At 52.0% G+C, this 23,095-nt stretch carries 21 protein-coding genes and 1 pseudogene; 5 read left to right on the top strand and 17 right to left on the bottom strand.

Annotated features, from left to right (window positions below):
• Positions 1-25: 25 nt before the first annotated feature.
• From bamA to rpoZ, 13 genes are all read right to left on the bottom strand, one after another.
• The gene (gene bamA / locus NQF89_RS04705; RefSeq protein WP_155572946.1) at positions 26-2,533 is read right to left on the bottom strand and encodes an outer membrane protein assembly factor BamA; all 2,508 of its coding nucleotides are present in this window, start codon (positions 2,531-2,533) and stop codon (positions 26-28) included.
• A gap of 226 nt (positions 2,534-2,759) precedes the next feature.
• Positions 2,760-3,848: an RIP metalloprotease RseP gene (gene rseP / locus NQF89_RS04700; protein ID WP_323670733.1), complete on the bottom strand. Its 1,089-nt coding sequence runs from the start codon at positions 3,846-3,848 to the stop codon at positions 2,760-2,762.
• Positions 3,848-5,023, bottom strand: a complete 1,176-nt coding sequence (dxr, locus tag NQF89_RS04695; protein WP_155572945.1) for a 1-deoxy-D-xylulose-5-phosphate reductoisomerase — start codon at positions 5,021-5,023, stop codon at positions 3,848-3,850. The genes rseP and dxr overlap by 1 nt, the downstream gene beginning before the upstream one ends.
• An 89-nt stretch (positions 5,024-5,112) precedes the next feature.
• Positions 5,113-5,880 (bottom strand): phosphatidate cytidylyltransferase, encoded by a 768-nt coding sequence (locus NQF89_RS04690; RefSeq protein WP_266137639.1) that lies wholly within the window; start codon positions 5,878-5,880, stop codon positions 5,113-5,115.
• Entirely contained in the window at positions 5,877-6,563 is a 687-nt protein-coding gene (uppS, locus tag NQF89_RS04685) for a polyprenyl diphosphate synthase (protein ID WP_155573489.1), read from the bottom strand. Before uppS ends, NQF89_RS04690 begins: the two co-directional genes overlap by 4 nt.
• 68 nt (positions 6,564-6,631) lie before the next feature.
• Positions 6,632-7,198: a ribosome recycling factor gene (frr, locus tag NQF89_RS04680; protein WP_099026109.1), complete on the bottom strand. Its 567-nt coding sequence runs from the start codon at positions 7,196-7,198 to the stop codon at positions 6,632-6,634.
• 51 nt (positions 7,199-7,249) lie between these two features.
• A complete protein-coding gene (gene pyrH, locus NQF89_RS04675; protein WP_155572943.1) occupies positions 7,250-7,987 on the bottom strand; it encodes a UMP kinase in 738 nt (245 codons plus the stop codon).
• Between the two features lie 94 nt (positions 7,988-8,081).
• Positions 8,082-9,023, bottom strand: coding sequence for a GTPase Era (gene era / locus NQF89_RS04670; RefSeq protein WP_155572942.1), 942 nt, complete (start codon positions 9,021-9,023; stop codon positions 8,082-8,084).
• The gene (gene rnc / locus NQF89_RS04665; protein WP_266137638.1) at positions 9,016-9,768 is read right to left on the bottom strand and encodes a ribonuclease III; all 753 of its coding nucleotides are present in this window, start codon (positions 9,766-9,768) and stop codon (positions 9,016-9,018) included. Before rnc ends, era begins: the two co-directional genes overlap by 8 nt.
• Positions 9,768-10,607 (bottom strand): signal peptidase I, encoded by an 840-nt coding sequence (lepB, locus tag NQF89_RS04660; RefSeq protein ID WP_266137637.1) that lies wholly within the window; start codon positions 10,605-10,607, stop codon positions 9,768-9,770. Before lepB ends, rnc begins: the two co-directional genes overlap by 1 nt.
• Before the next feature lie 67 nt (positions 10,608-10,674).
• Positions 10,675-11,106, bottom strand: coding sequence for a holo-ACP synthase (gene acpS / locus NQF89_RS04655; RefSeq protein ID WP_266137636.1), 432 nt, complete (start codon positions 11,104-11,106; stop codon positions 10,675-10,677).
• 5 nt (positions 11,107-11,111) lie between these two features.
• Positions 11,112-13,418 (bottom strand): RelA/SpoT family protein, encoded by a 2,307-nt coding sequence (locus NQF89_RS04650; RefSeq protein WP_407652351.1) that lies wholly within the window; start codon positions 13,416-13,418, stop codon positions 11,112-11,114.
• Between the two features lie 112 nt (positions 13,419-13,530).
• Positions 13,531-13,896 (bottom strand): DNA-directed RNA polymerase subunit omega, encoded by a 366-nt coding sequence (rpoZ, locus tag NQF89_RS04645; RefSeq protein WP_266137635.1) that lies wholly within the window; start codon positions 13,894-13,896, stop codon positions 13,531-13,533.
• A gap of 367 nt (positions 13,897-14,263) precedes the next feature.
• Here rpoZ and NQF89_RS04640 point away from each other — a divergent pair, with 367 nt between their 5' ends.
• Both NQF89_RS04640 and NQF89_RS04635 read left to right on the top strand, forming a co-directional pair.
• The gene (locus NQF89_RS04640; RefSeq protein WP_099026116.1) at positions 14,264-14,872 is read left to right on the top strand and encodes a LabA-like NYN domain-containing protein; all 609 of its coding nucleotides are present in this window, start codon (positions 14,264-14,266) and stop codon (positions 14,870-14,872) included.
• 212 nt (positions 14,873-15,084) lie between these two features.
• Positions 15,085-15,693, top strand: coding sequence for a superoxide dismutase (locus NQF89_RS04635; RefSeq protein WP_155572937.1), 609 nt, complete (start codon positions 15,085-15,087; stop codon positions 15,691-15,693).
• An 83-nt stretch (positions 15,694-15,776) separates the two neighbouring features.
• On the opposite strand, the gene yajC is transcribed toward NQF89_RS04635, so the two are convergent.
• Positions 15,777-16,127: a preprotein translocase subunit YajC gene (yajC, locus tag NQF89_RS04630; protein ID WP_099026118.1), complete on the bottom strand. Its 351-nt coding sequence runs from the start codon at positions 16,125-16,127 to the stop codon at positions 15,777-15,779.
• 88 nt (positions 16,128-16,215) lie between these two features.
• Between yajC and NQF89_RS04625 the strand changes: the two genes are divergently transcribed.
• A complete protein-coding gene (locus tag NQF89_RS04625; RefSeq protein ID WP_266137634.1) occupies positions 16,216-17,091 on the top strand; it encodes an ATP-binding protein in 876 nt (291 codons plus the stop codon).
• Positions 17,092-17,134: 43 nt separating this feature from the next.
• On the opposite strand, the gene NQF89_RS04620 is transcribed toward NQF89_RS04625, so the two are convergent.
• On the bottom strand, positions 17,135-19,612 hold the full coding sequence (locus NQF89_RS04620) for a TonB-dependent receptor (RefSeq protein ID WP_323670732.1): 2,478 nt from the start codon (positions 19,610-19,612) through the stop codon (positions 17,135-17,137).
• A gap of 240 nt (positions 19,613-19,852) precedes the next feature.
• Here NQF89_RS04620 and mutT point away from each other — a divergent pair.
• Positions 19,853-20,260: pseudogene (mutT, locus tag NQF89_RS04615) on the top strand (8-oxo-dGTP diphosphatase MutT); the annotation flags it as partial.
• Between the two features lie 28 nt (positions 20,261-20,288).
• Here mutT and NQF89_RS04610 read toward each other — a convergent pair.
• Positions 20,289-21,182: an SMP-30/gluconolactonase/LRE family protein gene (locus NQF89_RS04610; protein WP_266137721.1), complete on the bottom strand. Its 894-nt coding sequence runs from the start codon at positions 21,180-21,182 to the stop codon at positions 20,289-20,291.
• 135 nt (positions 21,183-21,317) lie between these two features.
• Here NQF89_RS04610 and NQF89_RS04605 point away from each other — a divergent pair, with 135 nt between their 5' ends.
• A complete protein-coding gene (locus tag NQF89_RS04605; RefSeq protein ID WP_266137633.1) occupies positions 21,318-22,082 on the top strand; it encodes a competence/damage-inducible protein A in 765 nt (254 codons plus the stop codon).
• 45 nt (positions 22,083-22,127) lie between these two features.
• Here the strand turns inward: NQF89_RS04605 and NQF89_RS04600 are convergent, their stop codons facing one another.
• Entirely contained in the window at positions 22,128-22,847 is a 720-nt protein-coding gene (locus tag NQF89_RS04600; RefSeq protein ID WP_266137632.1) for a MutH/Sau3AI family endonuclease, read from the bottom strand.
• Positions 22,848-23,095 lie beyond the last annotated feature (248 nt).

Genomic DNA, 23,095 nt, shown 5'->3' with positions numbered 1-23,095 from the left:
TAACGAAAAGACTGCTCAACAGATTTTAAAATTGCTGCCCAAAGCCAAAGCGAATTGGATACAGGCGGTCCCCTCTCTCACGCCGAATCGGCACAGCACCATCAATATTAACCAATCCGAAAGGACTTTTCCATGAAATCCCCAAACCACCAGAGACACGCGGCGTCATCGTGCTACCACCGATTGGCGTATAATAGGGGTCATTAAAATTACGATAATGGCTACGGTCCTTCACGCGCTTGCCAGAGAGGCTACCTGCGTCAATAAAGCCACGCCCAGAAATACCGAGACTCTCGCCAAATGGCAGCGGGAAGTTCACCTGCGCTGAGGCTGTGTACATGAAAGTACCCCCTAACAGGTCATCCTGCCCAGCACCGGGGCAATAACCATTACGCGCTTGTGCGAGCGTATTATTCGCTGCGGTTGGATGACAGGGTGCAGGATAGTGGGAGCTACGCGGCCCCACACCACCTTGCAGGAAGCCGCGCAGATTCTCACCACCGAGATAGAAGTTATCAACGATGTTTCTATCCCCGCTAGAGCTCCAGTCATGCATGTAACCCACGCCACCTTTAAATTGGAGGCCCCAATTATGCGTCCCTGTCAAATCATCCAACGGTACATAATACGCACCATTTGCCTTTACGCGGTAATATTTCTCATTACCCCCTAAGCCAGCAAACTCCCCGCCCGCGCTCACAACATAACCAGAGCGTGGGTTCATGCGGTTATCGCGCCGATCATATGTAATCGTAGTACCAATCTGCGATAGCAGAGACCAACCCGCCGCATTACGCACATAGACAGAAGGCGTATCATCCTGCCACCCTGCATAATCTTGATTCGGCACGCCATTACCCACATGACGATCCACCACCGTGTAAGTCCACGACTGGGAAAGATAGCGGTTATAAGCGTAGCCTAGACGGATAGAGGCACCATACTGCCCCTCATTATAGCTCTGATACGTTTGATAATTATTCTGAACCGTATAAATATCAAACCCAGCAACAAAGTTACGCCCTAAAAAGTAAGGGTCTGTAAAAGACAAATCCGCCTGCTTCTCGTAATACGCAACCGTACCGGAGAACCCAGCATCCACACCTGTCCCTAAAAGGTTATGCTGCTTGAGGCCCACATTCCCCATCACACCGGCATCTGTCGAGTACCCACCACCAAGGGAGAACTCCCCTGTTGGCTTCTCCACCACATTAGCACTGACATTAACCTTATCTGGAGCAGAGCCTTGGCTTTGATCCACATTTGTACTGCTAAAATAGCCCATATCTTGCAGGGCCATCTTTGTATATTTGCGGTTGAAGGGCGTATAAGCATCCCCCTCGACCATAGGCAGATTACGGCGGATGACATGGTCACGCGTGACAGTATTGCCGTTGATATCAATCCGCTCCACATAAACATGTGGACCTTCCACAATATCAAAAAGGAGGTCAACCACCTTCTTTTCTGGGTTGCGAGCAATCTCTGGACGGACCATCGCGAAGGGATGACCGTTTGCCTGCAACCATTCCTGCATATCGGTCGCATTATCTTGCACGGCTGTGCCGTCATAATACTGGTTTTTATAAACCTCGATATGCTTCTTCACCATCTCTGGGGTGACATGATGCACATTAGAGCGCACGCCAATCTTATTCAGCTTATAACGTGGTCCCTCATGGATCGTGAAGGTGATATAGAAACTCTTATGATCCGGTGACAACTCGCCTGTGGAATCAACAAGATGAAAATCCACAAAACCATTATGCAAATAGAACCGCCTTAACAGCTCTGCATCATACCGGACGCGCTCTGGATTATACTCATCAGAGGATGAGAAAAAGCGATACCATGCAGATTCCTTGGAGGAGATCGCATGCGATAATACAGCCTCACTATAGGTATTATTCCCCACAAAGGAGATTTTCCGCACTAGCGTCTGCTGCGCTTCGTTAATATTAAAAATGACATCAACACGATTATGCGATAGCCGAATCACTTGCGGGACCACCGTTGCCCCGTAGCGGGCACGGGCAGCATACATATTCAAAATCTTCTGACGGTCTGCGGCAACAATTTGTGTTGAGAAGACCGCACGCGTCCGCAAGCTAATCTCTTTTCTCAAATCAGCATCTTTGAGGGTATGATTTCCCTCAAAAACAATCCGATTCACCACCGGATTTTCTACCAAATTGACAATCAACGTGCTGCCTTGACGCTGCAAAGTAACGTCCCGAAACAAACCCGTTGCGTATAATGTTTTTAAGGAGCGATTAAGAGCATCGCGGTTAAAGCTATCGCCCGGCTGCACCACTAAATATGATAGGACGGTGCTGGTCTCAATCCGCGTATTCCCACGAACATCAATAGACTGAATCATCCCCCCTAAGGCGAGCCCCCCCGGCTCGGCCTGATTCGCTACGGGATGAGCATGCCCCCCACGCCCATGACCTCCCAGAGGCGCAGCCTGTGCAGCACTAAGCAGGGTTGGTGCCGTACAGACAGACGCCAGCAGAGCCAGTCGAACGGCCATTGGCCGAAAGCTTTTTGTACGCAATCCTGACAAAACCGGTATTCCTCGTCTCAAAGTTCTACGAACAGCCATCCCACATCATTCCGATGCAAGCCGCTCAACACAGTCCTATACGCATAGCGCAACCCACCGCAGCTCTTTAACCATATAATGACCAAAGACCCACTTATTTTAGTTATAATACGCTACCCAAGTATGGTCTTTTCCCTCATTGAGGGGGCAAAAATCAACCCCCATGTGCAAACAACCAGTGAAAAACACCCAACCCCCTGAGATCATTCACTGTTGAAAAGACAAAAAGAGCCACAACGAGCAATAATCCAAATTGCAGCGCGTAACCTTGTGTCCGTTCTGATAAAGGACGACCTAAGACAGCCTCGCAGGCATAAAACAGCAAATGCCCGCCATCAAGCATCGGCACGGGGAACAGATTAATCAAACCTAAATTAAGCGACAAAAGTGCCACAAACCCAACTGCGCTCGCCACCCCATAGTCCACCGCTTGGCCGGACATATGAATAATGCCTATCGTCCCCGAGAGCTGCTTCGCGCTCCGCTGCCCACTGACAATCTGCCAAATGCCCTCCAGCATATTAGCGCACATATCCCATGTTTGCCCAAACGCTGCGGGAATAGCCTTGTAAACAGGCAAAGGTGCCCCATGCTTCAACATAAAGCCCACGCCTAAACGGCCGACCTCATGCCCATCTTGTGTGAGACGATCCAACGTCACGGGGAGTTCTAGCTCTTTGCCCTCCCGCATCACGCTGACCTGCATCACTGCCCCCGGATGAGCCGCTACTTGCGTCTGAATATCACCAATGCTGAGGATACGATGTCCATCCAGCTTGGTAATCTCATCCCCCAACTTTAAGCCCGCACGGCTAGCGGCACCATTAGCAGCGAGGCTACCAATATCGGGCTTTGCCTCTGGTTTGCCGAAGCATGAAAGCAAAACAGCAAATAATATGATGGTCAGTAAGAAATTGAACACCGGCCCTGCGACAGTTACAAGCGCACGGGAGAGAACGGACTTGCGGTTGAAGGCGTTCTCATCGCCTTCCTCAGCGGGGGCATCAGGGTGCTTCTCAAAGCCATGCAGCTTAACATATCCCCCCAGTGGCAAGAGGCTAATTTGCCATTTTGTCCCTACCCGGTCCTGCCATGATGTCAGAGCTGGGCCGAAACCAATGGAGAATACATCCACCTGCACCCCACGCCAGCGCGCGGCCAAATAATGCCCCATCTCGTGAACGAACACGACAATCCCAAAAACGACTAACCCGGCAATAACCGTATATACGGTATGCATCATCAGCTCATACGCTCCATTTGCTCACGGGCGAGGACGCGACCACGTTCATCCCAATGATAAATATCCTCCAAAGAGGTTGGCTCTGGATTCTCGGGCATAGCCTGCAAACTTGCCTCAATAAGCTGGCCAATACCGAGGAAACGAATCTTCCCTGCTAAAAACGCCTCAACGGCAATCTCATTCGCTGCGGAGAACACCGTTGGGGCCACACCGCCTGCTCGCAATACTTGGCGAGCTAGACCGAGAGGGCGGAAACGGTCCTCATCAACGGCCTCAAACTCCATCCGGCCAAGCTTTACAAAATCCAACCGCTCGCATTTTGTCTCCATCCGCGTAGGGGCCGCTAATGTGTGAGCGATGGGAATCCGCATATCAGCCGTACCCATCTGGGCTACGAAGCTCCCATCCCGAAAACACACCATCCCATGCACGACCGATTGCGGATGAACCAGAACATCTATCTGATGCTCCGGCAGCGAAAAGAGGCGTGCGGCCTCAATGACCTCTAACCCTTTATTGGCCATAGAGGCTGAGTCAATCGTAATCTTCGCCCCCATAGACCATGTTGGATGCTTTAAAGCCTGCTCTGGCGTGGCTTTGGCCATCTCCTCCTTGCTCGCCCGGCGGAATGGCCCGCCAGAAGCGGTAAGGACGATCTTCTCCACTAAAGACATATCCGCCCCGCCGAGGGATTGGACAATCGCATTATGCTCGGAGTCAACCGGCAGCAACTCTGCCCCGGCATCGCGCACGGCCTTGAGCATGACATCCCCCGCGCAAACGAGGGCTTCTTTATTGGCTAAAGCGACCTGATGCCCATTTTGCACCGCTGCCAATGTAGGGGCGAGACCCGCCGCCCCTGTGATGGCGGCCATGGTCCAATCTGCCTCTAGCGCGCCTGCCTCAATCACAGCTTGCCGCCCTGCTGCGACCTTTGTAGATGTCCCGGCTAGACGCTCTTTAAGCTCGGCATAATGGCTCTCATCATTTAAGACGGCTAGCTCCGCATTTAACGCACGCGCTTGCTCTGCCAAAAGAGCCGCATTCCGCCCGCCTACCAGAGCCCGCACTTGGATGGACTCTGCCTGCGTTTTTAAAAGGTCAACGGTAGAAACACCAATACTGCCCGTGCTGCCTAATACGCTGACCCGCCGCCGCTCAGAACCTCCACCCATAAACACCCTCTCCTTTAATTGTTCCATCATCTCGCATAAAAGCCTCTGCCCTATAGCAGATCACCCACCAAATCCTTAAAGAAATAAGTCTAAAATAGTGTCCACAAGGCTGCCTGACCGCTGCATAGAGCACATAACGCCGCAATGGGGGCTGCCAGTAACAGCGCATCTAGCCTATCTAGCAACCCGCCATGACCGGGAATCAGCTTACCCGAGTCCTTTACTCCTAAACGCCGCTTAAAGACACTTTCCATCAAGTCCCCACATTGGGCCGCAATGGCTAAAATGCCCCCCATAAGACAGGCACTAACAGACCAACCCGCCCCCGCAGCATGAGCAATGACCCCGCCCATCACCACAGCTCCTATAATCCCTCCGATAGAGCCAGAAATGGTCTTACCGGGGGAGATCGCTGGGGCAAGCTTAGGCCCGCCAATCAAACGGCCTGTCGCATAAGCGCAACTATCACTCGCAATCACGGCAAATATGACAAAGAGTGTCTCATACAAGCCTTCTGGGCGACTACGCAGCCATAAAAGGGCAATCCCCCCAAAAATGGAGACCAACACCGGCCCGCAAGTGGGGAGACCAAACAAAAGACTCGCCCCCACCAAAGACGCCACAGCCAACCATTGCCCCTTAATCGCGATCAACCCCGCGCAAAGCGGCCATAACATCAACAAGACACCACGCAGAGTTTTCATCCGTTGGCCGAGCAGGCTTTCACCCTCCCAGACCAGACCTATCATAACCAGAAGCACTAATGCCCGGTACACCCATCCGCCCGACCATAAGCAAAACAGCACGATAGGCACTAAAACGAGGCTAGAGAGAATACGCTTTTGCAGCTCCGTCATGATGGCCGTCCTCCAAACCGCCGTTGGCGGCTTTTATAATGCTGGAGAACCTCTGCAAAATCAGCCTCGCTAAAATCCGGCCAGAACACATCAAGAAAAATCAGTTCCGCATAGGCAGACTGCCATAAGAGGAAGTTGGACAGGCGTGCCTCTCCACTTGTACGGACCACAATATCCGGGTCTGGGACATCATGTGTCTGCAAAGCGGAGGCAAAGCGGCCCTCATCAATCGCTTCTGGCTGTAATGTCCCGGCTTTTACTTGCTCTGCCAAAGCGCGCGCACTTGCGGCAATTTCTGCACGCCCCCCGTAAGACAAAGCCAAAATTAGCGTTAGCCGCGTATTCTGTGCGGTTTTATCTTCCGCACGGCGTAACTCTTTACAAAAAGCTGCCCCAAAACGCTCAGGCTCACCAATAATCCGCAGCCGTACCCCTTGCTCATCCAGCTCCTTAAAGCGATGGCGCAAGTAAAATTGCATCAGACCGGTAAGGTCCTTGATCTCATCACCAGAGCGCCGCCAATTCTCGGAGGAGAAAGCATAAAGGGTGAGATACTTCACCCCATTTTGTATGGCAGCCCGCACACAACGCTGCACAGCCTCCCCACCAGCGCGGTGGCCCTGCACTGTAGGTAAGCCGCGCTGCTGCGCCCAACGCCCATTACCATCCATAATCACAGCCATATGGCGCGGCACGGCGGGAACATCCTTAGCAGATGATGAGAGGGAAGAAGCCACCACGACTCTAGCGATCAGACCTGCTTAATATCACGCTCTTTATCAGCAAGCAGCGTATCAACCCGGCCAATATAATCATCGGTTAGTTTTTGGATGGCAGCTGTCCAGACCTTCAGGTCATCTTGGCTGATATCGCCATCCTTCTCTAGCCCTTTGGCTTTATCCATCCCATCACGGCGGACACCACGCACAGCAACACGTCCGCCTTCGGCATAGCGTGCCGCGGCTTTGGCCATCTCATTGCGGCGTTCTTCCGTCAATTGAGGGATGGGTACACGAATCGTCTGACCCTCAGCGGCAGGGTTCAGCCCCAGCCCGCTATCGCGAATCGCTTTCTCAACAGAGGACACAACGCTAGCATCCCATACGGAGACTGTTAGCATACGCGCTTCTGGCACAGCGACAGAGCCAACCTGCGAGAGCGGCACAACAGAGCCATAAACCTCCACCCGCACCGGCTCCAACAAATTAGGGCTAGCCCGACCAGAACGCAGGCCGGAGAGGTCTCGCCGCAAACTCTCTATCGCGCCTTCCATGCGGCGTTTTAGGTCATCTAACAGGGTGTTTAATTCTGTACTCATAACATGCTTCCTCAAAAACCATTCTTTTAAACGCGCTTAGCGCGTCTTACCTCAGCCTTCAACAATGCGCGTAAAGGGTCCTTCCCCCTTCATCGCCGCAGCAAAGGCACCCGGTGCATGAATGTTAAAAACAATAATGGGCAGCGTATTCTCTCGCGCAAGGCTCACAGCGGCAGCGTCCATAACCTTCAGGTTGCGTGCTAAAGCATCCATATAGGTAAGCTGCTCATACCGCGTGGCTTCAGGATTGCGGCGTGGGTCGTCAGAGTAAACACCATCAACCTGCGTCCCTTTAAAGAGGGCATCGCACTCCATCTCATTTGCGCGTAACGCCGCGGCGGTGTCGGTCGTGAAGAAAGGATTACCCGTCCCCGCAGCGAAAATAACAACTCGCCCCTTCTCCATATGCCGCAAAGCACGCCGCCGGATGTAAGGCTCAGCGATAGACGCCATATGAATAGCCGTCATCACGCGGGTTTCAACCTCGCGCTTCTCCAACGCATTTTGCAACATGAGCGCATTGATAACCGTTGCCAACATCCCGGCATAATCGCCCTGTACGCGGTCCATCCCCTTGGCTGCTGCGGCTAACCCGCGAAAGATATTGCCGCCCCCAACAACAAGGCACACCTCCCCTCCCATCGCAACCACGGCGGCAATATCGGCCGCGACCATATCCACCATCTCCGGGTCTACACCGGCTGTCCCTTTGCCCATGAGGGCCTCACCAGACACTTTGAGGAGAACACGTTTGTAAGGGAAGGAAGGGTTTTGTGGGGCGGAACTCATAATCGTAGCGGCTCTCTAGCTTAGGGGTGTCCGGATATTTGTCAGCCCTCTCATACAGAGCCAACTCTCAGCAAACAAGAAAAACTCATAACCCTCAGCTATGCTCAGCAAGACCAAGGGCACGGAGGCGGGCTGTTTCTTCATCCCATGCTGCACGTTCCTTCACATTCAGGAAAAGATGGCACGGCGCGCCAAGCAAGCCTGATAGCTGCTTCCGCGCCCGCATCCCAATCTCCCGGATGCGCTGGCCGCGCTCGCCAATCAAAATCGCTTTATGACCAGACCGCGAGACATAAACTGTTACATCAATACGGATTGACCCATCAGGCCGCACTTTAAACGATTCCGTCTCCACAGTGGCATGATAAGGAATCTCCTCATGGGTCTGTAAAAACACCTGCTCCCGCACAATCTCAGCAGCAAGAAAACGGTCAGGCAGGTCCGTTAGGTCATCCTCTGGATAATGGTATGGCCCTGCAGGCAAGACTTTGGCCAGCCCATCTAACAACCCATCCACCCCGTCACCAGAGCGCGCACTGACCATATACACCTCCTCCACCCGCAGCAAATCCGTAACGGCTTTAGTCAGGGGGAGAAGCTGATCATGGGCGATGAGGTCGGTTTTATTCAGCACCAACCAGACAGGACGTTTGCTTTCCTTTAGCGTGGTGATGATGTCGCGGATTTCATCCGTCAAACCAATGCGGCTATCAATCAATAAAAGGCTTAAATCAGCATCTTGCACACCGCTCCAAGCCGCTTTTACCATCGCGCGGTCCAACCGCCGACGGGGTTTAAAAATCCCCGGCAAATCCACAAACACAATCTGCGCTGCCCCACGCATGACAATGCCTAAAGTCCGAAAGCGTGTCGTCTGTGCTTTAGGGCTAACGATGGAAAGCTTGGTCCCCACGATATAATTCATCAAGGTGGATTTACCAGCATTAGGAGCCCCTACTAGAGCCACAAACCCGCAACGAGCCACACCATCATGAGCGGGGGATAATGTCTCTGGATGGGTAAAAGCCTCAGTCATGGTCCACCTCCCGTCCTAACTGCTTTAACAACGCTTTTGCAGCAGCACTTTCTGCCGCGCGTTTATTGCCCGCCTGCCCAACACCGACCTGCCCTAGCGCATGCACTTCCACACAAAATACAGGCGCATGAGATGGCCCCTCAGCAGACGTCAGCTCATAATGCGGCAAAGCTTCCCCACGGCCTAGCAAAAACTCTTGTAATAACGTTTTAGGCTCTTTATGCGGCTGGCCGCTCCGCTCAATATCCCTATCCCATAAGCGGCGGACAACATGCCGTGCAGGCTCCAGCCCAGCATCAAGATATAACGCCCCTAAAAGGGCCTCCATCCCATCGGCAAGGACACTCGCTAACTCGCGAATCCCGGCATGTTCCTCATGTTGGGCAATTTGTATAGCCTCAGAAAGTTCAATCCGCTCCGCAATGCGGGCTAAAACAGGGCGTGAGACCAAATGTGCATGGCGCGCCCCTAAGGCCCCTTCTTGCTCCTCTGGGTACCGCTCAAACAGCCATTCAGCCATGAGCAAGCCCAAAACACGGTCACCTATAAACTCCAACCGCTCATTAGAGCCTTGCCCACGGGGCTTCTTTACGCCCTTTTGGTCCTTCTTCTGTCCCCGATTCCGCCCTGCCCGCCGAGGCACGGCAGAGCGATGGGTCAAAGCTTCATGCAACAGAGCTGAATCCTCAAAATGATGATTCAGCTTAGCTTCCACAAGGCGAACGGCGTCCTCTCGTGTCATCATTAGTCGATACCGTGTAAAAAGCGGCCCCACCGAATTTCCACAGGCCAGTACCAAAATTGCCATGCTGGATGGCGCATCTCTACAGAGAAAAGAACAATCTTCGCCTTACCCACCAGATTTCCTACAGGGACGAATCCGAGGTCATGCCCGCTACTATCGCTGAGATACGCATTCCCCGGTGGGGCCGCACACGCCCCTGTCTCACGCCCCCCTTGGAAGCGGCTATCAGAGCTATCATCTCGATCATCCCCCATAGCGAAAAGACAGCCCTGCGGGACGATATATTCCGGCGTATTATTAGCGAGGTCATGGTCACGCATTTTCAAAATATCATGCGCAACAACGCGACCATCCTCCCGCGGTATCACCTCACGATAACGCGTGCCAGAAAGCACATAGCCGCGCTCATCCTGCACGCTATAAGGGCCTTTATCCTGCCTTGGCACGGCCTGCCCATTGATGAAGAGCCGCCCCTCCTCCATACGAATCCGGTCCCCCGGCAAGCCAACAATACGCTTGATATAATCAATGGAGGTATTCTGCGTATAACGGAACACCGCTACATCCCCACGATGAGGCATACTGGCAAAATAACGCCCAGAGATGAAAGAAGGCGACATCGGGAAGGAATAGCGGGAATAGCCGTAGCTCATCTTAGAGACAGCAACAAAATCCCCCACTTGCAGCGTAGGCACCATCGAGGCGGAGGGAATATTAAAAGGCTCCACCAATAAAGACCGCACAGCCACAATCAGCACAATCCATAAGATAATCTGCCGAATAGAGGCCCCAAGGCTCTCCTTCTGCTCTGATGGCTCTAATGATGTCTCTGCGCTCATATCTCTCTATATCCTAAATCTAACCCACCCGGCATAGCCTGCTTGGCCTGTGGGGTCATGCGTTAATTTACCGTGCTGCGCTTTTCTCTACATCACCTATAGGGACAAGCTGTATCAAAACCTGTGCCATTGCGAGAGGGGCATCATCACTCATACTCACCAAAATCTCAGCATAATGACCCTCTGGCGTACGCTTTTGCAAAAGAGCCGCAGCCTTACCAGAGAGACTCATAAGCGGCGCACCCTTCGCGTTACGCTCCACGGCTATATCCTGCATCTGCACGCCCTCGGCAAAGCCTGTCCCCAAAGCTTTAGCACAAGCCTCCTTTGCGGCCCAACGCTTGGCACAAGCCCCCGCTTGGGCCGTAGGGGCGAGGCTGCGTATGTAAGATTGCTCCGCTGGCGTAAAAACACGCTGCAAAAACGCCTCCCCATGCCGCGCCAAGGCTCCCTCTATCCGCGCTATGGCACAGACATCCACCCCAATACCCAAAATCATACGGGTTATCCCTTCGTCCGCTCTGCTTGGAGGACGCCTTTCTCGGAGCGGAAACTCGCTAATACCGTAGCAAGATGGCCTTTATTACGGACCTCCAAATCCACCAAAATCTCCATAAAATCGAGCTGACGATTCACAATCCGCAAATTCACCACACTCGCCTCATGCCGCGTTGCGAGATTGGTAAGAGCCGCAAGAACAGCCGGGTCACTCCCTGCCACAACAGAGAGCCGCGCCATATAGCGGGGGGCATCCCGCCCGACACGCCCCATAGCCTCATCGCTCCACGAAATCTCCAAAAAACGCTCCGGCATGTCGGAGAACATGCTGAGATTATGACATTTCCGCCGATGCACCGTCACCCCTTTTGAGGGTGCAATAATCCCGACAATCCGGTCCCCCGGCAGAGGGCGACAACACCCCGCGAAATTAATCTCAATCCCACTCCCGATGCCCTCAATCAAGGGGCTATCATGGCTATTAAGGGGTTTGAGTGGTGCAGACCGCTGGCCTAACCGCTCCTCCAAACGCGGAGATAAGCCGGGGACAATCCGCGGGGCGCGCCCTTGGCGGGAAAGCTCGGGATATGCCGCCCCAACAACATCTTTCGGGTCTATATGACCCGCCCCAACAGCCCCGTATAAATCTGTAAGGCTATTCTGCTTTAAGGTGCCTAAAATACCCTCCAACACCTTTTCAGAGCCATCCACCCCTTTTTGACGGAAGGCCCGCGCCACCGCACCACGGCCATTTTCTACATTATTCTGCCGCTGTTGGAGAGCAACAAACCGCCGTACACGCGCCCGCGCTTTGCCGGTAACGACAAACCGCTCCCACGAGGGTGAAGGTGTGCCCCCCCGTGCGGTCATGATGTCGATTTGGTCCCCATTTTGCAAAATATGCTTTAGCGGGACGAGCCTACCATTCACCTTAGCCCCAACGCAGCGATCCCCTATCTGGCTATGCACCGCATAGGCAAAATCCACCGGGGTCGCCCCACGCGGGAGAGAGATAAGCTGCCCTTTGGGGGTAAAGCAAAAGACTTGGTCTTGATAAAGCTCTAACTTCGTATTCTCTAAGAACTCATCAGGGCCTTGGCTATCCTCCAAAATATCCAACAAATCTTGCACCCAACGCAGCTTACGCGTGTAAGCCCCGAAGGTCTCAGACAAGACAGCCGTTTCATATTCACTCGGGTTAGAGCCATCTTTATAGCTCCAATGCGAGGCCACGCCATTTTCGGCAAGGTCGTGCATCTCTGGCGTGCGGATTTGCACTTCAATCTTTTGGCTATGAGGGCGGTAAAGCGTCACCCCTGTATGCAAGGATTGATAACCGTTTGTTTTCGGCGTGGAGATATAATCCTTAAACCGCCCGGCAATCATCGGGTAAGCCCCATGCACAGCCCCCAGGGCCGCATAACATGCCTCCCGCGTAGGCACGAGGATACGAAAGGCCATGATATCCGAGAGCTGCTCAAAGGCGACATTACGCCGCTTCATCTTCTCCCAGATGGAATAAGGCGTCTTTTCTCGGCCAACAACCTCCGCCCCCTCTACCCCAGCTTCTTTACAAAGAGTAAGCAACTCACAACGTATTTGCTCAATCATATCCGCGCCTTGGCCACGCAGATAATTCAACCGGGCGCGAATAGTCGCATCAGCATCAGGCTCCAGATTCGCAAAAGCGACATCCTGCAATTCTGTCTTAACGCGGTCCATACCGATGCGCTCGGCAAGGGGAGCGTAAATATCCAACGTCTCACGCGCAATACGCTGGCGGCGATCCGTCCGCTGCACATAATGCAAGGTCCGCATATTATGCAGCCTATCGGCCAATTTGACGATGAGGACACGAATATCACGCGACATCGCCAAAACGAGCTTACGGAAGTTCTCTGCTTGTTTTGTCCGGTCGGATTGCAGCTCCAAACGCGTAAGCTTGGTTACGCCATCCACAATAGCAGCAACATCTTTACCAAATTGCTGCGTTAAGCTCTCCAGCGTAACGCCCGTATCCTCCACCGTATCATGGAGCAAACCCACCATGATGGAGACAGGGTCCATATGAAACCCCGCCAAAATATTCGCTACGGCGATAGGGTGCGTGATGTAAGGGTCGCCATTATCACGGCATTGCCCCTCATGTGCTTTTGCCGCTAGGTCATAGGCTTTTTCTATCTGGGCAAGGTCGGCATAAGCATCATATTGCCGAATACGCTCTAACAGACCATGAATCGGCGGATGAAAGTCTTTAGGCGCGGGGTTGGCCGTCTCACCCGTTTTTCCCTCTGAACCTCCAGATGAAAGCAACGACTCACCACCCACGACCCCGCCTCCATTCCATCCCGCTAGCCCCCTAATTGGGAGAACAGTGCGAGAACAACCCCCTCTCCCGCTTACAGAGGAGGCGGCCTTTTAAAGATTAGCGACGTCTCCGGCCAGAACCAGCTTCATCAGCAGCCATATTAGCGGCTTCTTCCTCAGCGGAGACATCCTGCAAACCAAAGATATTCTGGTCTGTTGGGATCAAATCTAGCACTTCCTCATCCGAAGGCTCAACTTCTGGCTGATGGCCCATGGAGCGGACAATCCCATTCTTCAGCCCTTCAAGGCTGACATGGTCCTCCGCAATTTCACGCAGGGCTACAACAGTATTTTTATCATTATCGCGTGGGACCTGTAACCCCTCCCCACGGGAGAGACCACGCGCCCGCTGAGCAGCCAGCAATACGAGGTCAAAACGGTTTGAAACCTTCTCAATGCAATCCTCTACGGTCACACGTGCCATAAAACTGGCTCTCCCCCTGTAATATCACACCGAGCAGACTTTGCTCTCTCGCAAAACCGCCCCAGCCTAGCACGAAAAGAATGGCATCACACCCACCTATCGCACAATCTGTGCGAGCAACTATCATAAATCTCTTTATTGATGCAACGTAAAGCTGTAAGAAGGGGCATAGGGGCTGTCCTGTCCTCCATGCGGCATGCCTTTACCACAGATGATGCTACATCATCACAAAAGCCATTTATGGAGCAGGGAAAGAAAAAGGTGTTTACCACCACATAAGCCAAGAGTATTTGACGGTCTAAACCTGAGCAAACAGGACGTTCCTCCTAGCATAACCCCATCAACTTAAAATCCTATAGTGAGCTATATGTCTAACCTTCTGCTACGCAAAAACGATCGCACGTCACTTTTCATCAACGGGGCCAGCCTCCACCATGCAGCCCGCAATCTTGGCTTTGAGGTGGACTTCCTAGCACTGCGGGATTTGTTTGAGCAGCAATCAGCCTTTCAACGCGCCTTTTATTACGCTGCTATGCCAGAGACAGAGGATTACTCCCCCCTACGCCCCTTGACAGATTGGCTTGCTTATAATGGCTACCATCTCGTCACTAAAACAGCACGGGAGTTCACCAACCAATCTGGCCAACGCCGCATCAAAGGGAATATGAATGTCGAGCTGGCTGTGGACCTTATCGAGCAGGCCCCACGGTTGGACCACATCGTCATCATCAGTGGCGATTCCGACCTTCGCCGTGCTGTAGAGGCGGTGCAAGCTTGTGGTGTCCGTGTGACAGTCATCTCCTCCGTTAAAACCACCCCCCCAATGATTGGTGATGACCTCCGCCGCCAGACCGACCATTTTGTGGAATTAGCGGATATTGCCCATCATTTCACCCGCCGCAATGCCGATAACCGCTCCCGCCCGCCTATTCGTCATCCTGCTGATGTCGATGATGATTATGATGATGGGGAATAATTCTCCCCTCCCTAAAAGCCCCGCCCTGCTAGAGCGGGGCTTTTTTGGTACGATTTCTCAATTATAAGATTATTTGGACCATTTTACTCTTTTTTTGCCCATCTCTCCTCTCGCTCCCTTGACGTTCCCGCACCGCCGCCATAGCTAAAGGGACGTCATGAGGGGGTCGGTACTCCGTGCCTCCCCTCTCCTATAAGTAAGGAAGATTCACAATGGCTTTTGAGCTCCCCAAACTCCCCTATGCGGAAAATGCTTTGGCTGCTGCTGGCATGTGCCAAGAAACGCTGGAGCTGCATCACGGTAAACATCATCAAGCCTATGTTACGGCCCTTAATGGGTTTATTGAAAGTAAACCAGAACTTGCTGGTAAATCCCTTGAGGAAATTATCGCCCTCTCCCATACAGATTCCGCCCTCACTCCAGTCTTTAATAATGCTGGCCAGCATTGGAACCACATCATCTTCTGGAACTGCCTCAGCCCTAAAGGCGGGCGCATCCCCGGTGCGTTAGAGAAGAAGCTAGTTGAGGATTTCGGCTCTGTCGATGCTTTTAAGGCCGCCTTTAAACAAGCCGCAACAACGCAGTTCGGCTCCGGCTGGGCGTGGCTGGTTTTAGGCTCTGATGGCAAGCTGAAGGTTACCAAAACCGCTAATGCCGCCAACCCCCTCTCCGAGGATGAAGGGCGTACACTCCTTGGGCTAGATGTGTGGGAACATTCCTATTATCTGGACTTCCGCAATCGCCGCCCTGATTATGTGACAAACTTCCTCGATAAGCTCGCTAATTACGACTATGCCGAGGCCTGCCTTAAAGGGGCCTAAACCTCCTGCCCCACGGCATCTATAAAAGAAACCCCGCCATGATTACTCGTGGCGGGGTTTCTTTAGGGCATCGTTTATAACGATTATGAATCGTTAGCCGCTTTGCCTTCGCGTGAAAGGACGGTGTTAATCGTGCTGCGGATGACCTTCACCTTCACACCGGGGGCAATCTCCACATCCACTTCCTGCGAATCATCACGGGTTGCTTGCACAGTCCCCACAATACCGCCCGAGGTCACGATGCGATCACCACGGCGCAAATTGCTTTGCTCCTCACGCAGCTTCTGCTGGCGTTTTTGCTGAGGGCGAATCAGCAAGAAATAGAACACAACACACACCAAAAGGATTGGAGCAAATTGCACCAATCCCGCTGCACTAAACGGGCTAGCTGCTGCATCAGCCGCATAGGCTGTAGAGAAAAGAAGATTGTTCATAAGTCAGTTTAGTTCCATCTTAGGGAGAAACGCTTGGCGACCATATAGTGCCGACACCACACGTCAACCTTCATTCTAGGAAAAGACCATGCCTTCCGCTGCATTCCTCCCCCTTTTAACCCGCATCGCCGAGAGTTTGGAGCGCATCGCCCCACCCCCAGCAGACCCTGCCGTATTAGAGGATGAACGCAGCGACATCTTCCTCTGGCAAGGCACAACAGCCAACCTACAACCACTTAAAGCTATGCAGACCGTCCCACTCTCTTTGTTAAAAGGGATCGACCAGCAAATGCAAAAAGTGCTGGCCAATACGCGCTTTTTTGCCCAAGGCTTAGCGGCAAATAATGTCATGCTATGGGGCGCACGCGGGATGGGGAAATCCTCCCTCGTCAAAGCTTGCCTTCTCCGGGTGAATGAGGAGCAGCGCAAGGCAGGCCAGCCTTCCCTCGCCCTCATCGAAATCCCCCGCGATGACCTCCACACTCTCCCGCAGCTTCTCGCCCTATTGCGCTGTAGCACCCGCCGGGTCATCCTCTTTTGTGATGACCTCTCCTTTGAGGCACAAGATGCCGATTATAAATCGCTCAAATCCATCCTAGATGGTGGCATTGCAGGCAGGCCAGAGCATGTATTGGTCTATGCAACCTCTAACCGCCGCCATCTTATGCCGCGTCATATGATTGATAATGAAGCCGGAGATGCCATCAATCCGGGGGAAGCGATTGAGGAAAAACTCTCCCTCTCCGACCGCTTCGGCCTCTGGATTGGCCTGTATGGGGCAACGCAGGAGCATTATCTCAGCATCATTGATGCTTATGCCGCAGAAAGGCACCTCCCCATCGCTCAGGAGGACCTCCACCGCCGTGCCCTCCAATGGGCTATCCAACGAGGAAGCCGCTCTGGCCGGGTCGCCGCTCAGTTTATAACCGCCCTTGCTGCAGAGCTTGCAACAGCACAACGCTAGCACAATCGGTCCAGCCTCTCATAATACAGGCTGGACCTTCCCCTTAAAACGCTGCGCTAATCGTCCCGAAATATTCCCGCGTGGCCCCACGCTCTAGGGACTGATAATCCCCTACAGGTGGGTTATTATTCTCACCCATCATGGCAATATATTTTGTATTTAAGAGGTTATAGACGTTAAAACTCACTGTAACATCACGCACGCCAGCCAGTTTCTTAAACGTATAGCTAGCCCCTGTATTGGCCAGCCAATAACCACCAATAGAGGTATCATTCATAAAGCTATAATAACGCCGGCCGAAATAATTCGCATCAAGATGCGCGTTCAATCCATGCCATGTATAGGCAATAGAGGCTTTATACATCCATGTTGGGTAATTAGCGATGCTCTTACCTTTGAGCGGATAATAATTCCCCGCGCTAGAGGTAATATTACGCTCATATCGCCCCCTATTATAGCTAAGCGTATTGGTAATCACCAAGCCCGGCAATGGACGGATGGCAATACTCCCATTCGCCCCCGTCATAGAGATACGCCCGAAGTCAAACTCCTCAGAGATCGGGTTAAACATCGTCCCGCGTGCCCCAGCGAGAAGCTCGTGCATTAAGGTGGAGTGATAAACGGTAGCATCTAGCTGCACAATGGAGGTCGTAAAACGATACCCCCCTAGATAGGTCCATGCTCTTGCAGGCTTGCTCTGCGCCTTTTGCCGTAGGAACTCCTGCTGATTCGGGACGGAAAAGAGGGAGTTTGCCACCCCTGTACCGGAGACCTCATAAGCACGCATATTCTTAGAGACATCAATATAGAACTCATGATGGCGATTCACCCGCCAATCAAGATTGAAATGCGGCAAAAATGCCCCTGTCGCATGTAAGGAGCCAGAAGGCAGCCCCCCTGCATCCAGCGCAGCCCATGAATTATCATTCTCATGCCCACCACCAGATGTCTGGGAGATAAGAGAACGGAAGCCCGCTGTCAGCGTCAAATTACGCGTGATGCTATAAATATCCTGTAGATGCGTCTGCACCACATTGGTACGCCAGCGGAAGTTATATACCCGGTCAGCTGGGCCATACACATTATATGGCCCAACGGCTTTAACAGGATTCCCCGCCCCTAATTCTGGCTCTAGGTAATTATATAAACCTGCTGTTTGGTTATTATTCTCATACCAAATACCGGTCTCAATTTTATGATGAGCAATACGATATTGCAGGCTACTATTAACCCCAAAACGCTGCTGGCTATTCTTCCACACCTCTTGATAAAGCGGTACACCATTAGGTGTTGCTACTTGGAGGTCCGGGTCGGTCGAAGCAGCAGAGGCGGCGGCTGTGTAGCTATAATTACCCGACTGCCCATGCCCATAAACAGTTGTGTGCCATGTGAGATGGTCAGTTAATGCGAAATCGAAGTTCAACCCACCTAAAAAGTTTGTCTCACGCTGCCCCCCGTCATAATACGGCATTTGGCATGCATTGACCTGCCCATTAGACCCCGGATAAGCGAGAAAATTATTCGGGCTATTATTGCATTGCTGCGCCCATTGATAGGCTTTTTTGTAATCAGGATAGAGATGAGGCACACGCCATCCCAGATTATGAATCATCCCCAAGGAGAGGTCTGGGTAATTTTGCTGTTGCAGGTCTGTCCAGTCAAAAAAAGCAGAGATTTTGCTACGCTCACCAACAGGTTGTACTAACTTCGCATTCACTTGTTGGAGGAACTGATCACCCTTCCCTTCCCACATTCCCTCATCTGTACGCGCATAAGAGGTGTAAAACTTCGTCCCCGACTCATTCAGCCGTCCAGAATCAAACCGTGCGTAAGTCCGATAGGAGCCATAGCTCCCAAAAGCTTGGCTAACCTTCCCCCCCAATTTATCGGCCGGGTCGCTTGAGGTAAAACGAATTGTCCCGCCCAGCGTGTTGGTCGAGGGGACATCCACCCCACCCCCACCTTGGGACATAGTGATGCTATCAATATCATCAGGGATAATAGCAGAAGCCAAGCTCAACCCATTAACCGATTGATAGGTCTGGTCATTTAGCGGGATGCCATCAAGCGTTACGCCTAGCTGATTCATAAAGAAACCACGGACGTAAAGATTGGCCCCAAAACTATCCACACCGAAAGGGTCAGTCGAGGTAAAACTAACCCCCGGCATACGGTCCAACGCCTTATAGGGGCTGGTACCGGGGACATATTGCTTCATCACGCTTTTCGGCACCACCATCTCTGCCGCGCGGCTAACATGCCCTGCATGAACAGAGAGCGTCTGCACGCCTTTTGCGGAAACATATTTCGGCTTATGATGAGCTGGAGCAGCATGAACCCCCGCCTGCTGGGCAGGCGCAGCCCCCTTCTTTGCCGGATGCGCAGCCATAGAGGACGCCAGCTTCTTGCCTGCTGTTCCATGTGCTAAAGCAGGCTTCTGCGGCTTTGTCTGTGCAAAAGCAGACGCGCCCCCCAAGCCAACAGACATCACAACAGACGATAAAAGAAGATGACGGCGCACTATGCTCAAATCCCTCGCATATTCCAATGGTGATAAACTAGCCACACACTGTTACAGAATAACCGATGATTATCCTTTCATAACAGGCCGGTTTCCTTACCGGCCTACTGCGCTTACGCCAAGGATTCTATCCTTTTTTTAACTTTTCCTCTTTTCCCTGTGGCATAAAAGGCGCATTTTAACCTTATCTTTCCTCTGGTCAGTCCATCTTAATGGGAATATTGCATGACGACACCCTTCCGTCCCCGTACCTTACTCGTCACAGCAGCCGCTCTCATAAAAGATAATGGCACGGTCCTGCTGGCCCAACGTCCAGAGGGCAAAAGCTTTGCAGGATTATGGGAGTTTCCCGGTGGGAAGGTCGAAGTCCCCGAATCACCAGAGGCCGCCTTAGTGCGCGAACTCCATGAGGAGCTGGGCCTCATTGTGGCACCAGAAGCCCTAAAGCCCCTTACTTTTGTGAGTGAGGATTGCGCAACCTTCCATCTCCTCATGGTGCTATATGTCGTCCGGCAATGGGAGAACGACCCTATCGGGCGGGAAGGGCAAACCCTCGCTTGGGTCTCTGCTGAAGATTTAGGGACGTATCCTATGCCAAAGGCGGATGCGCCCCTCATCCCCCACATCCAAGAATTGCTCACTCACTAATAGCGGGCATAATGGCTGAGACGCCGCCTTATAGCGGCTCCAGCGCGAAGCTATGTTGGGGGTTACCAGCAATATCGGTACGGAAGGCAAAAATCCCCCCCGCTTGAGGCTGCGCCTCTGCCATACCAGGGGCTAAGCCCTTCCGTGCGGTCGTTACAAAAACGGTCTTATAATCCACGCCCCCAAAAGCAACCTTCGTTACATTAGAGACTGGCAAAGCGATAGGCTCCATCATCGTTCCATCAGGCCGGAAACGCGTAATCTGACCACCAGCCCATGTGCCGCACCATAGATTACCTTCACTATCGGTCACCACACCATCGGGATACCCTTTCGTCAGGGTTGCGAAGATACGCTTATTTTTAAGCTCGCCTGCCTCTGTAATATCAAACGCATAAATACGTTGGCGCGGGCTATCGCAAGCATAAAGTACCTTGCCACAAGGTGAGAGTGCTGGCCCGTTTGAGACCGTATAGCCACTATCCCAATGAGACACGCTAAGTTGACCCTTTTTATGCTCAACATGGTAAAGGGCACCACTCTCCCGGCTCTCGCCTTCATCCATCGTGCCAAACCAGATGCGCCCTTTTTGGTCCACACAGCCATCATTAAGGCGGTTATCGGGATCCTCTGCCTCTATCGTGCACGCATGTTCAAAATACCCGGTTTTAACATCAAACCGATGCAACCCATCAGGCAACCCCGCCAAAAATGTGCCATCACTGACAGGGAGGAGAAAGCCAATCCGATTAGGGGCATTCCAACTCTTGAGCGTAGCATCTGCAAGGCAATAGCGATGGACACGATGGCTATGAATATCCACAAAATAAAAGGACTGCTCTGCCGCTATCCAAACTGGTCCCTCCCCTAGCATGGCGCGGAGGTCCGAGAGACAAACAGGTTTGTGATATTCTAGCTCCATAGCGAACACTCCTTTTCTTACCACCGTAATAGGCCCATAGTGAGGGTGGTTCATACATCCTTCATCACGTCCCTAGGCTGATAGGACACCCTACAACCTATGGGGATGTGGCTATTATAAGGTAATTCTAAGCTTATGGCTTCCCGTACAGCGTGTTTTCTTGTCATTGGTAATGAGATTCTCTCCGGCCGCACACAAGATGCAAATGTGCGCGTCCTTGCTCAAGCCCTCAATCATCAAGGGATTCGGTTGGTAGAGGTCCGTGTCATCCCCGATATTCCTGCTCATATCATCACAACGGTTAATGAATGTCGCGCCCGGTTCGACCTCCTCTTTACAAGCGGGGGCATTGGCCCCACCCATGATGATATTACCGCCGCGTGCATTGCCGAGGCGTTTAACGTCCCGCTGATATGCCATGAGGAAAGCTTCCGCCAGCTTGAAGCCCTTTTCCCTGCCGGGAGCTTTAATAAAGCCCGCCAGCGTATGGCGTGGCTCCCCCAAGGAGCAACGCCTATTAAAAACAGCGTCTCCACCGCGCCGGGTTTCTCTTTAGGCAATGTCCATGTCATGGCGGGGGTGCCGCGTATTTTTCAAGCCATGGTCTCATGGCTCATCCCGCAATTAGAGGCAGGCTCCCCTTTATCCAGCGTAAGCTGGTATAGCTATGATGTGTATGAAGGCGACCTTGCTGAGCCCCTCACTGCCCTGCAACATGACTACCCTATGCTAGATATTGGCTCTTACCCCTTTGATGCCGGCCCAAAACGCGGCGTGGCTCTTGTAGCCAAAGGGTATGATGACCAAGCCGTCTCCCATGCAGGGGCCGCCCTTAAGCACTTATTGCAAAGCCTCGGCTTCACACCGCTAGAAGGCGACCCTCCCCGTCATACAGACTAAACACGCCTTTAAGCGGCCCCTTCCCCCAACGGGGAGTCAGTGCGTTTATTCGTCATCTGTTAGTGGGATACCTATTTGCGCGCCAGAGACCTTATGTAAGGAAGACTTAGCCTTGGCATTAGGCTCGAAGAGTTTCCTCACTAAATCTTTGCGCGCATAAAATGCACGGGTCTTAGGGTTAGGCTGCCCAGTTCTTGGATTAACCCCTCCTTGACCTTTTGTTCTTGGTTGAATCCATGTTCCATCTTTTCCACTTAAACTATGGAAACCATCTTTTATAGATTTCTTTCTAATATCCTCATAGTCTTTCTTTATCTCCTTTATTGTCTCATCACCATCTAAAAACTCAAAAGAGGTTACGCTTAATAATTTACTTGTCTTCGCCCCGCTCCCCTCAAAAGAGGTAGCGCAGCATATTAATTTTTCTAACTTGCTCCATAGATGAGTTTTATAAAAATCATCCTCTTTCGCTAAGGACGCTTCATCTATCATCGTAATGGCCATTGTTTCCTTGGGGTCCCATTTATCGCCTTTTCTTGTATGCACTACAGATTTTAACTCAAAATCTCCTCCGTCTGGTGCCCTAATATTGTTATTATCCAAGCCCGCTAACTGTTCTAAAACCTGCCCTTTCCACCCTTTATTAATCTTTCCATCTTTTTCTATAGTAATGTTATATTTCTCAGCGTAAAGCCCTAAATCATGGCCTATATATTTTCGTAAATTATGTAGAGCCTCATCCCTTGATATGGTCTTTTTTGTCATCTTATATCCCCTACTCATGTTTTTTAGTAAGCTGAAGCCATAACGCTATAAAGATAGACCGTTAAAAAACGCCCTGTCCTAAGATAGAGAATGTATTAAAGCTTATGTCAATCTAAGATATTTTCTATAATAGCCATACATAAATAGGTATGATATATCATTAAACAAGGTATTCCTTTGTTCCTTTGTCTGGAAGAAAATCAGCAAAATGCCTCTCTCAAGAGACAAAAGCAATTTTATCCACCCCA

Source organism: Bombella pollinis (assembly GCF_026385485.1).
In the GTDB taxonomy this organism is placed as follows: domain Bacteria; phylum Pseudomonadota; class Alphaproteobacteria; order Acetobacterales; family Acetobacteraceae; genus Bombella; species Bombella pollinis.
This window is presented reverse-complemented; position numbering and strand designations above follow the sequence as displayed.

What these genes read in the sequence shown, in the direction of transcription:
- NQF89_RS04640 (WP_099026116.1), top strand. Translation starts at nt 14,264, where the DNA reads ATGTCTAACCTTCTGCTACGCAAAAACGATCGCACGTCACTTTTCATC.
- rpoZ (WP_266137635.1), bottom strand. Translation starts at nt 13,896, where the DNA reads ATGGCACGTGTGACCGTAGAGGATTGCATTGAGAAGGTTTCAAACCGT.
- era (WP_155572942.1), bottom strand. Translation starts at nt 9,023, where the DNA reads ATGACTGAGGCTTTTACCCATCCAGAGACATTATCCCCCGCTCATGAT.
- pyrH (WP_155572943.1), bottom strand. Translation starts at nt 7,987, where the DNA reads ATGAGTTCCGCCCCACAAAACCCTTCCTTCCCTTACAAACGTGTTCTC.
- NQF89_RS04690 (WP_266137639.1), bottom strand. Translation starts at nt 5,880, where the DNA reads ATGACGGAGCTGCAAAAGCGTATTCTCTCTAGCCTCGTTTTAGTGCCT.
- NQF89_RS04605 (WP_266137633.1), top strand. Translation starts at nt 21,318, where the DNA reads ATGGCTTCCCGTACAGCGTGTTTTCTTGTCATTGGTAATGAGATTCTC.
- uppS (WP_155573489.1), bottom strand. Translation starts at nt 6,563, where the DNA reads ATGGCTGTGATTATGGATGGTAATGGGCGTTGGGCGCAGCAGCGCGGC.
- NQF89_RS04600 (WP_266137632.1), bottom strand. Translation starts at nt 22,847, where the DNA reads ATGACAAAAAAGACCATATCAAGGGATGAGGCTCTACATAATTTACGA.
- acpS (WP_266137636.1), bottom strand. Translation starts at nt 11,106, where the DNA reads ATGATTTTGGGTATTGGGGTGGATGTCTGTGCCATAGCGCGGATAGAG.
- NQF89_RS04610 (WP_266137721.1), bottom strand. Translation starts at nt 21,182, where the DNA reads ATGGAGCTAGAATATCACAAACCTGTTTGTCTCTCGGACCTCCGCGCC.
- bamA (WP_155572946.1), bottom strand. Translation starts at nt 2,533, where the DNA reads ATGGCCGTTCGACTGGCTCTGCTGGCGTCTGTCTGTACGGCACCAACC.
- frr (WP_099026109.1), bottom strand. Translation starts at nt 7,198, where the DNA reads ATGAGTACAGAATTAAACACCCTGTTAGATGACCTAAAACGCCGCATG.
- yajC (WP_099026118.1), bottom strand. Translation starts at nt 16,127, where the DNA reads ATGAACAATCTTCTTTTCTCTACAGCCTATGCGGCTGATGCAGCAGCT.
- dxr (WP_155572945.1), bottom strand. Translation starts at nt 5,023, where the DNA reads ATGGGTGGAGGTTCTGAGCGGCGGCGGGTCAGCGTATTAGGCAGCACG.
- rseP (WP_323670733.1), bottom strand. Translation starts at nt 3,848, where the DNA reads ATGATGCATACCGTATATACGGTTATTGCCGGGTTAGTCGTTTTTGGG.
- NQF89_RS04625 (WP_266137634.1), top strand. Translation starts at nt 16,216, where the DNA reads ATGCCTTCCGCTGCATTCCTCCCCCTTTTAACCCGCATCGCCGAGAGT.
- lepB (WP_266137637.1), bottom strand. Translation starts at nt 10,607, where the DNA reads ATGAGCGCAGAGACATCATTAGAGCCATCAGAGCAGAAGGAGAGCCTT.
- rnc (WP_266137638.1), bottom strand. Translation starts at nt 9,768, where the DNA reads ATGATGACACGAGAGGACGCCGTTCGCCTTGTGGAAGCTAAGCTGAAT.
- NQF89_RS04635 (WP_155572937.1), top strand. Translation starts at nt 15,085, where the DNA reads ATGGCTTTTGAGCTCCCCAAACTCCCCTATGCGGAAAATGCTTTGGCT.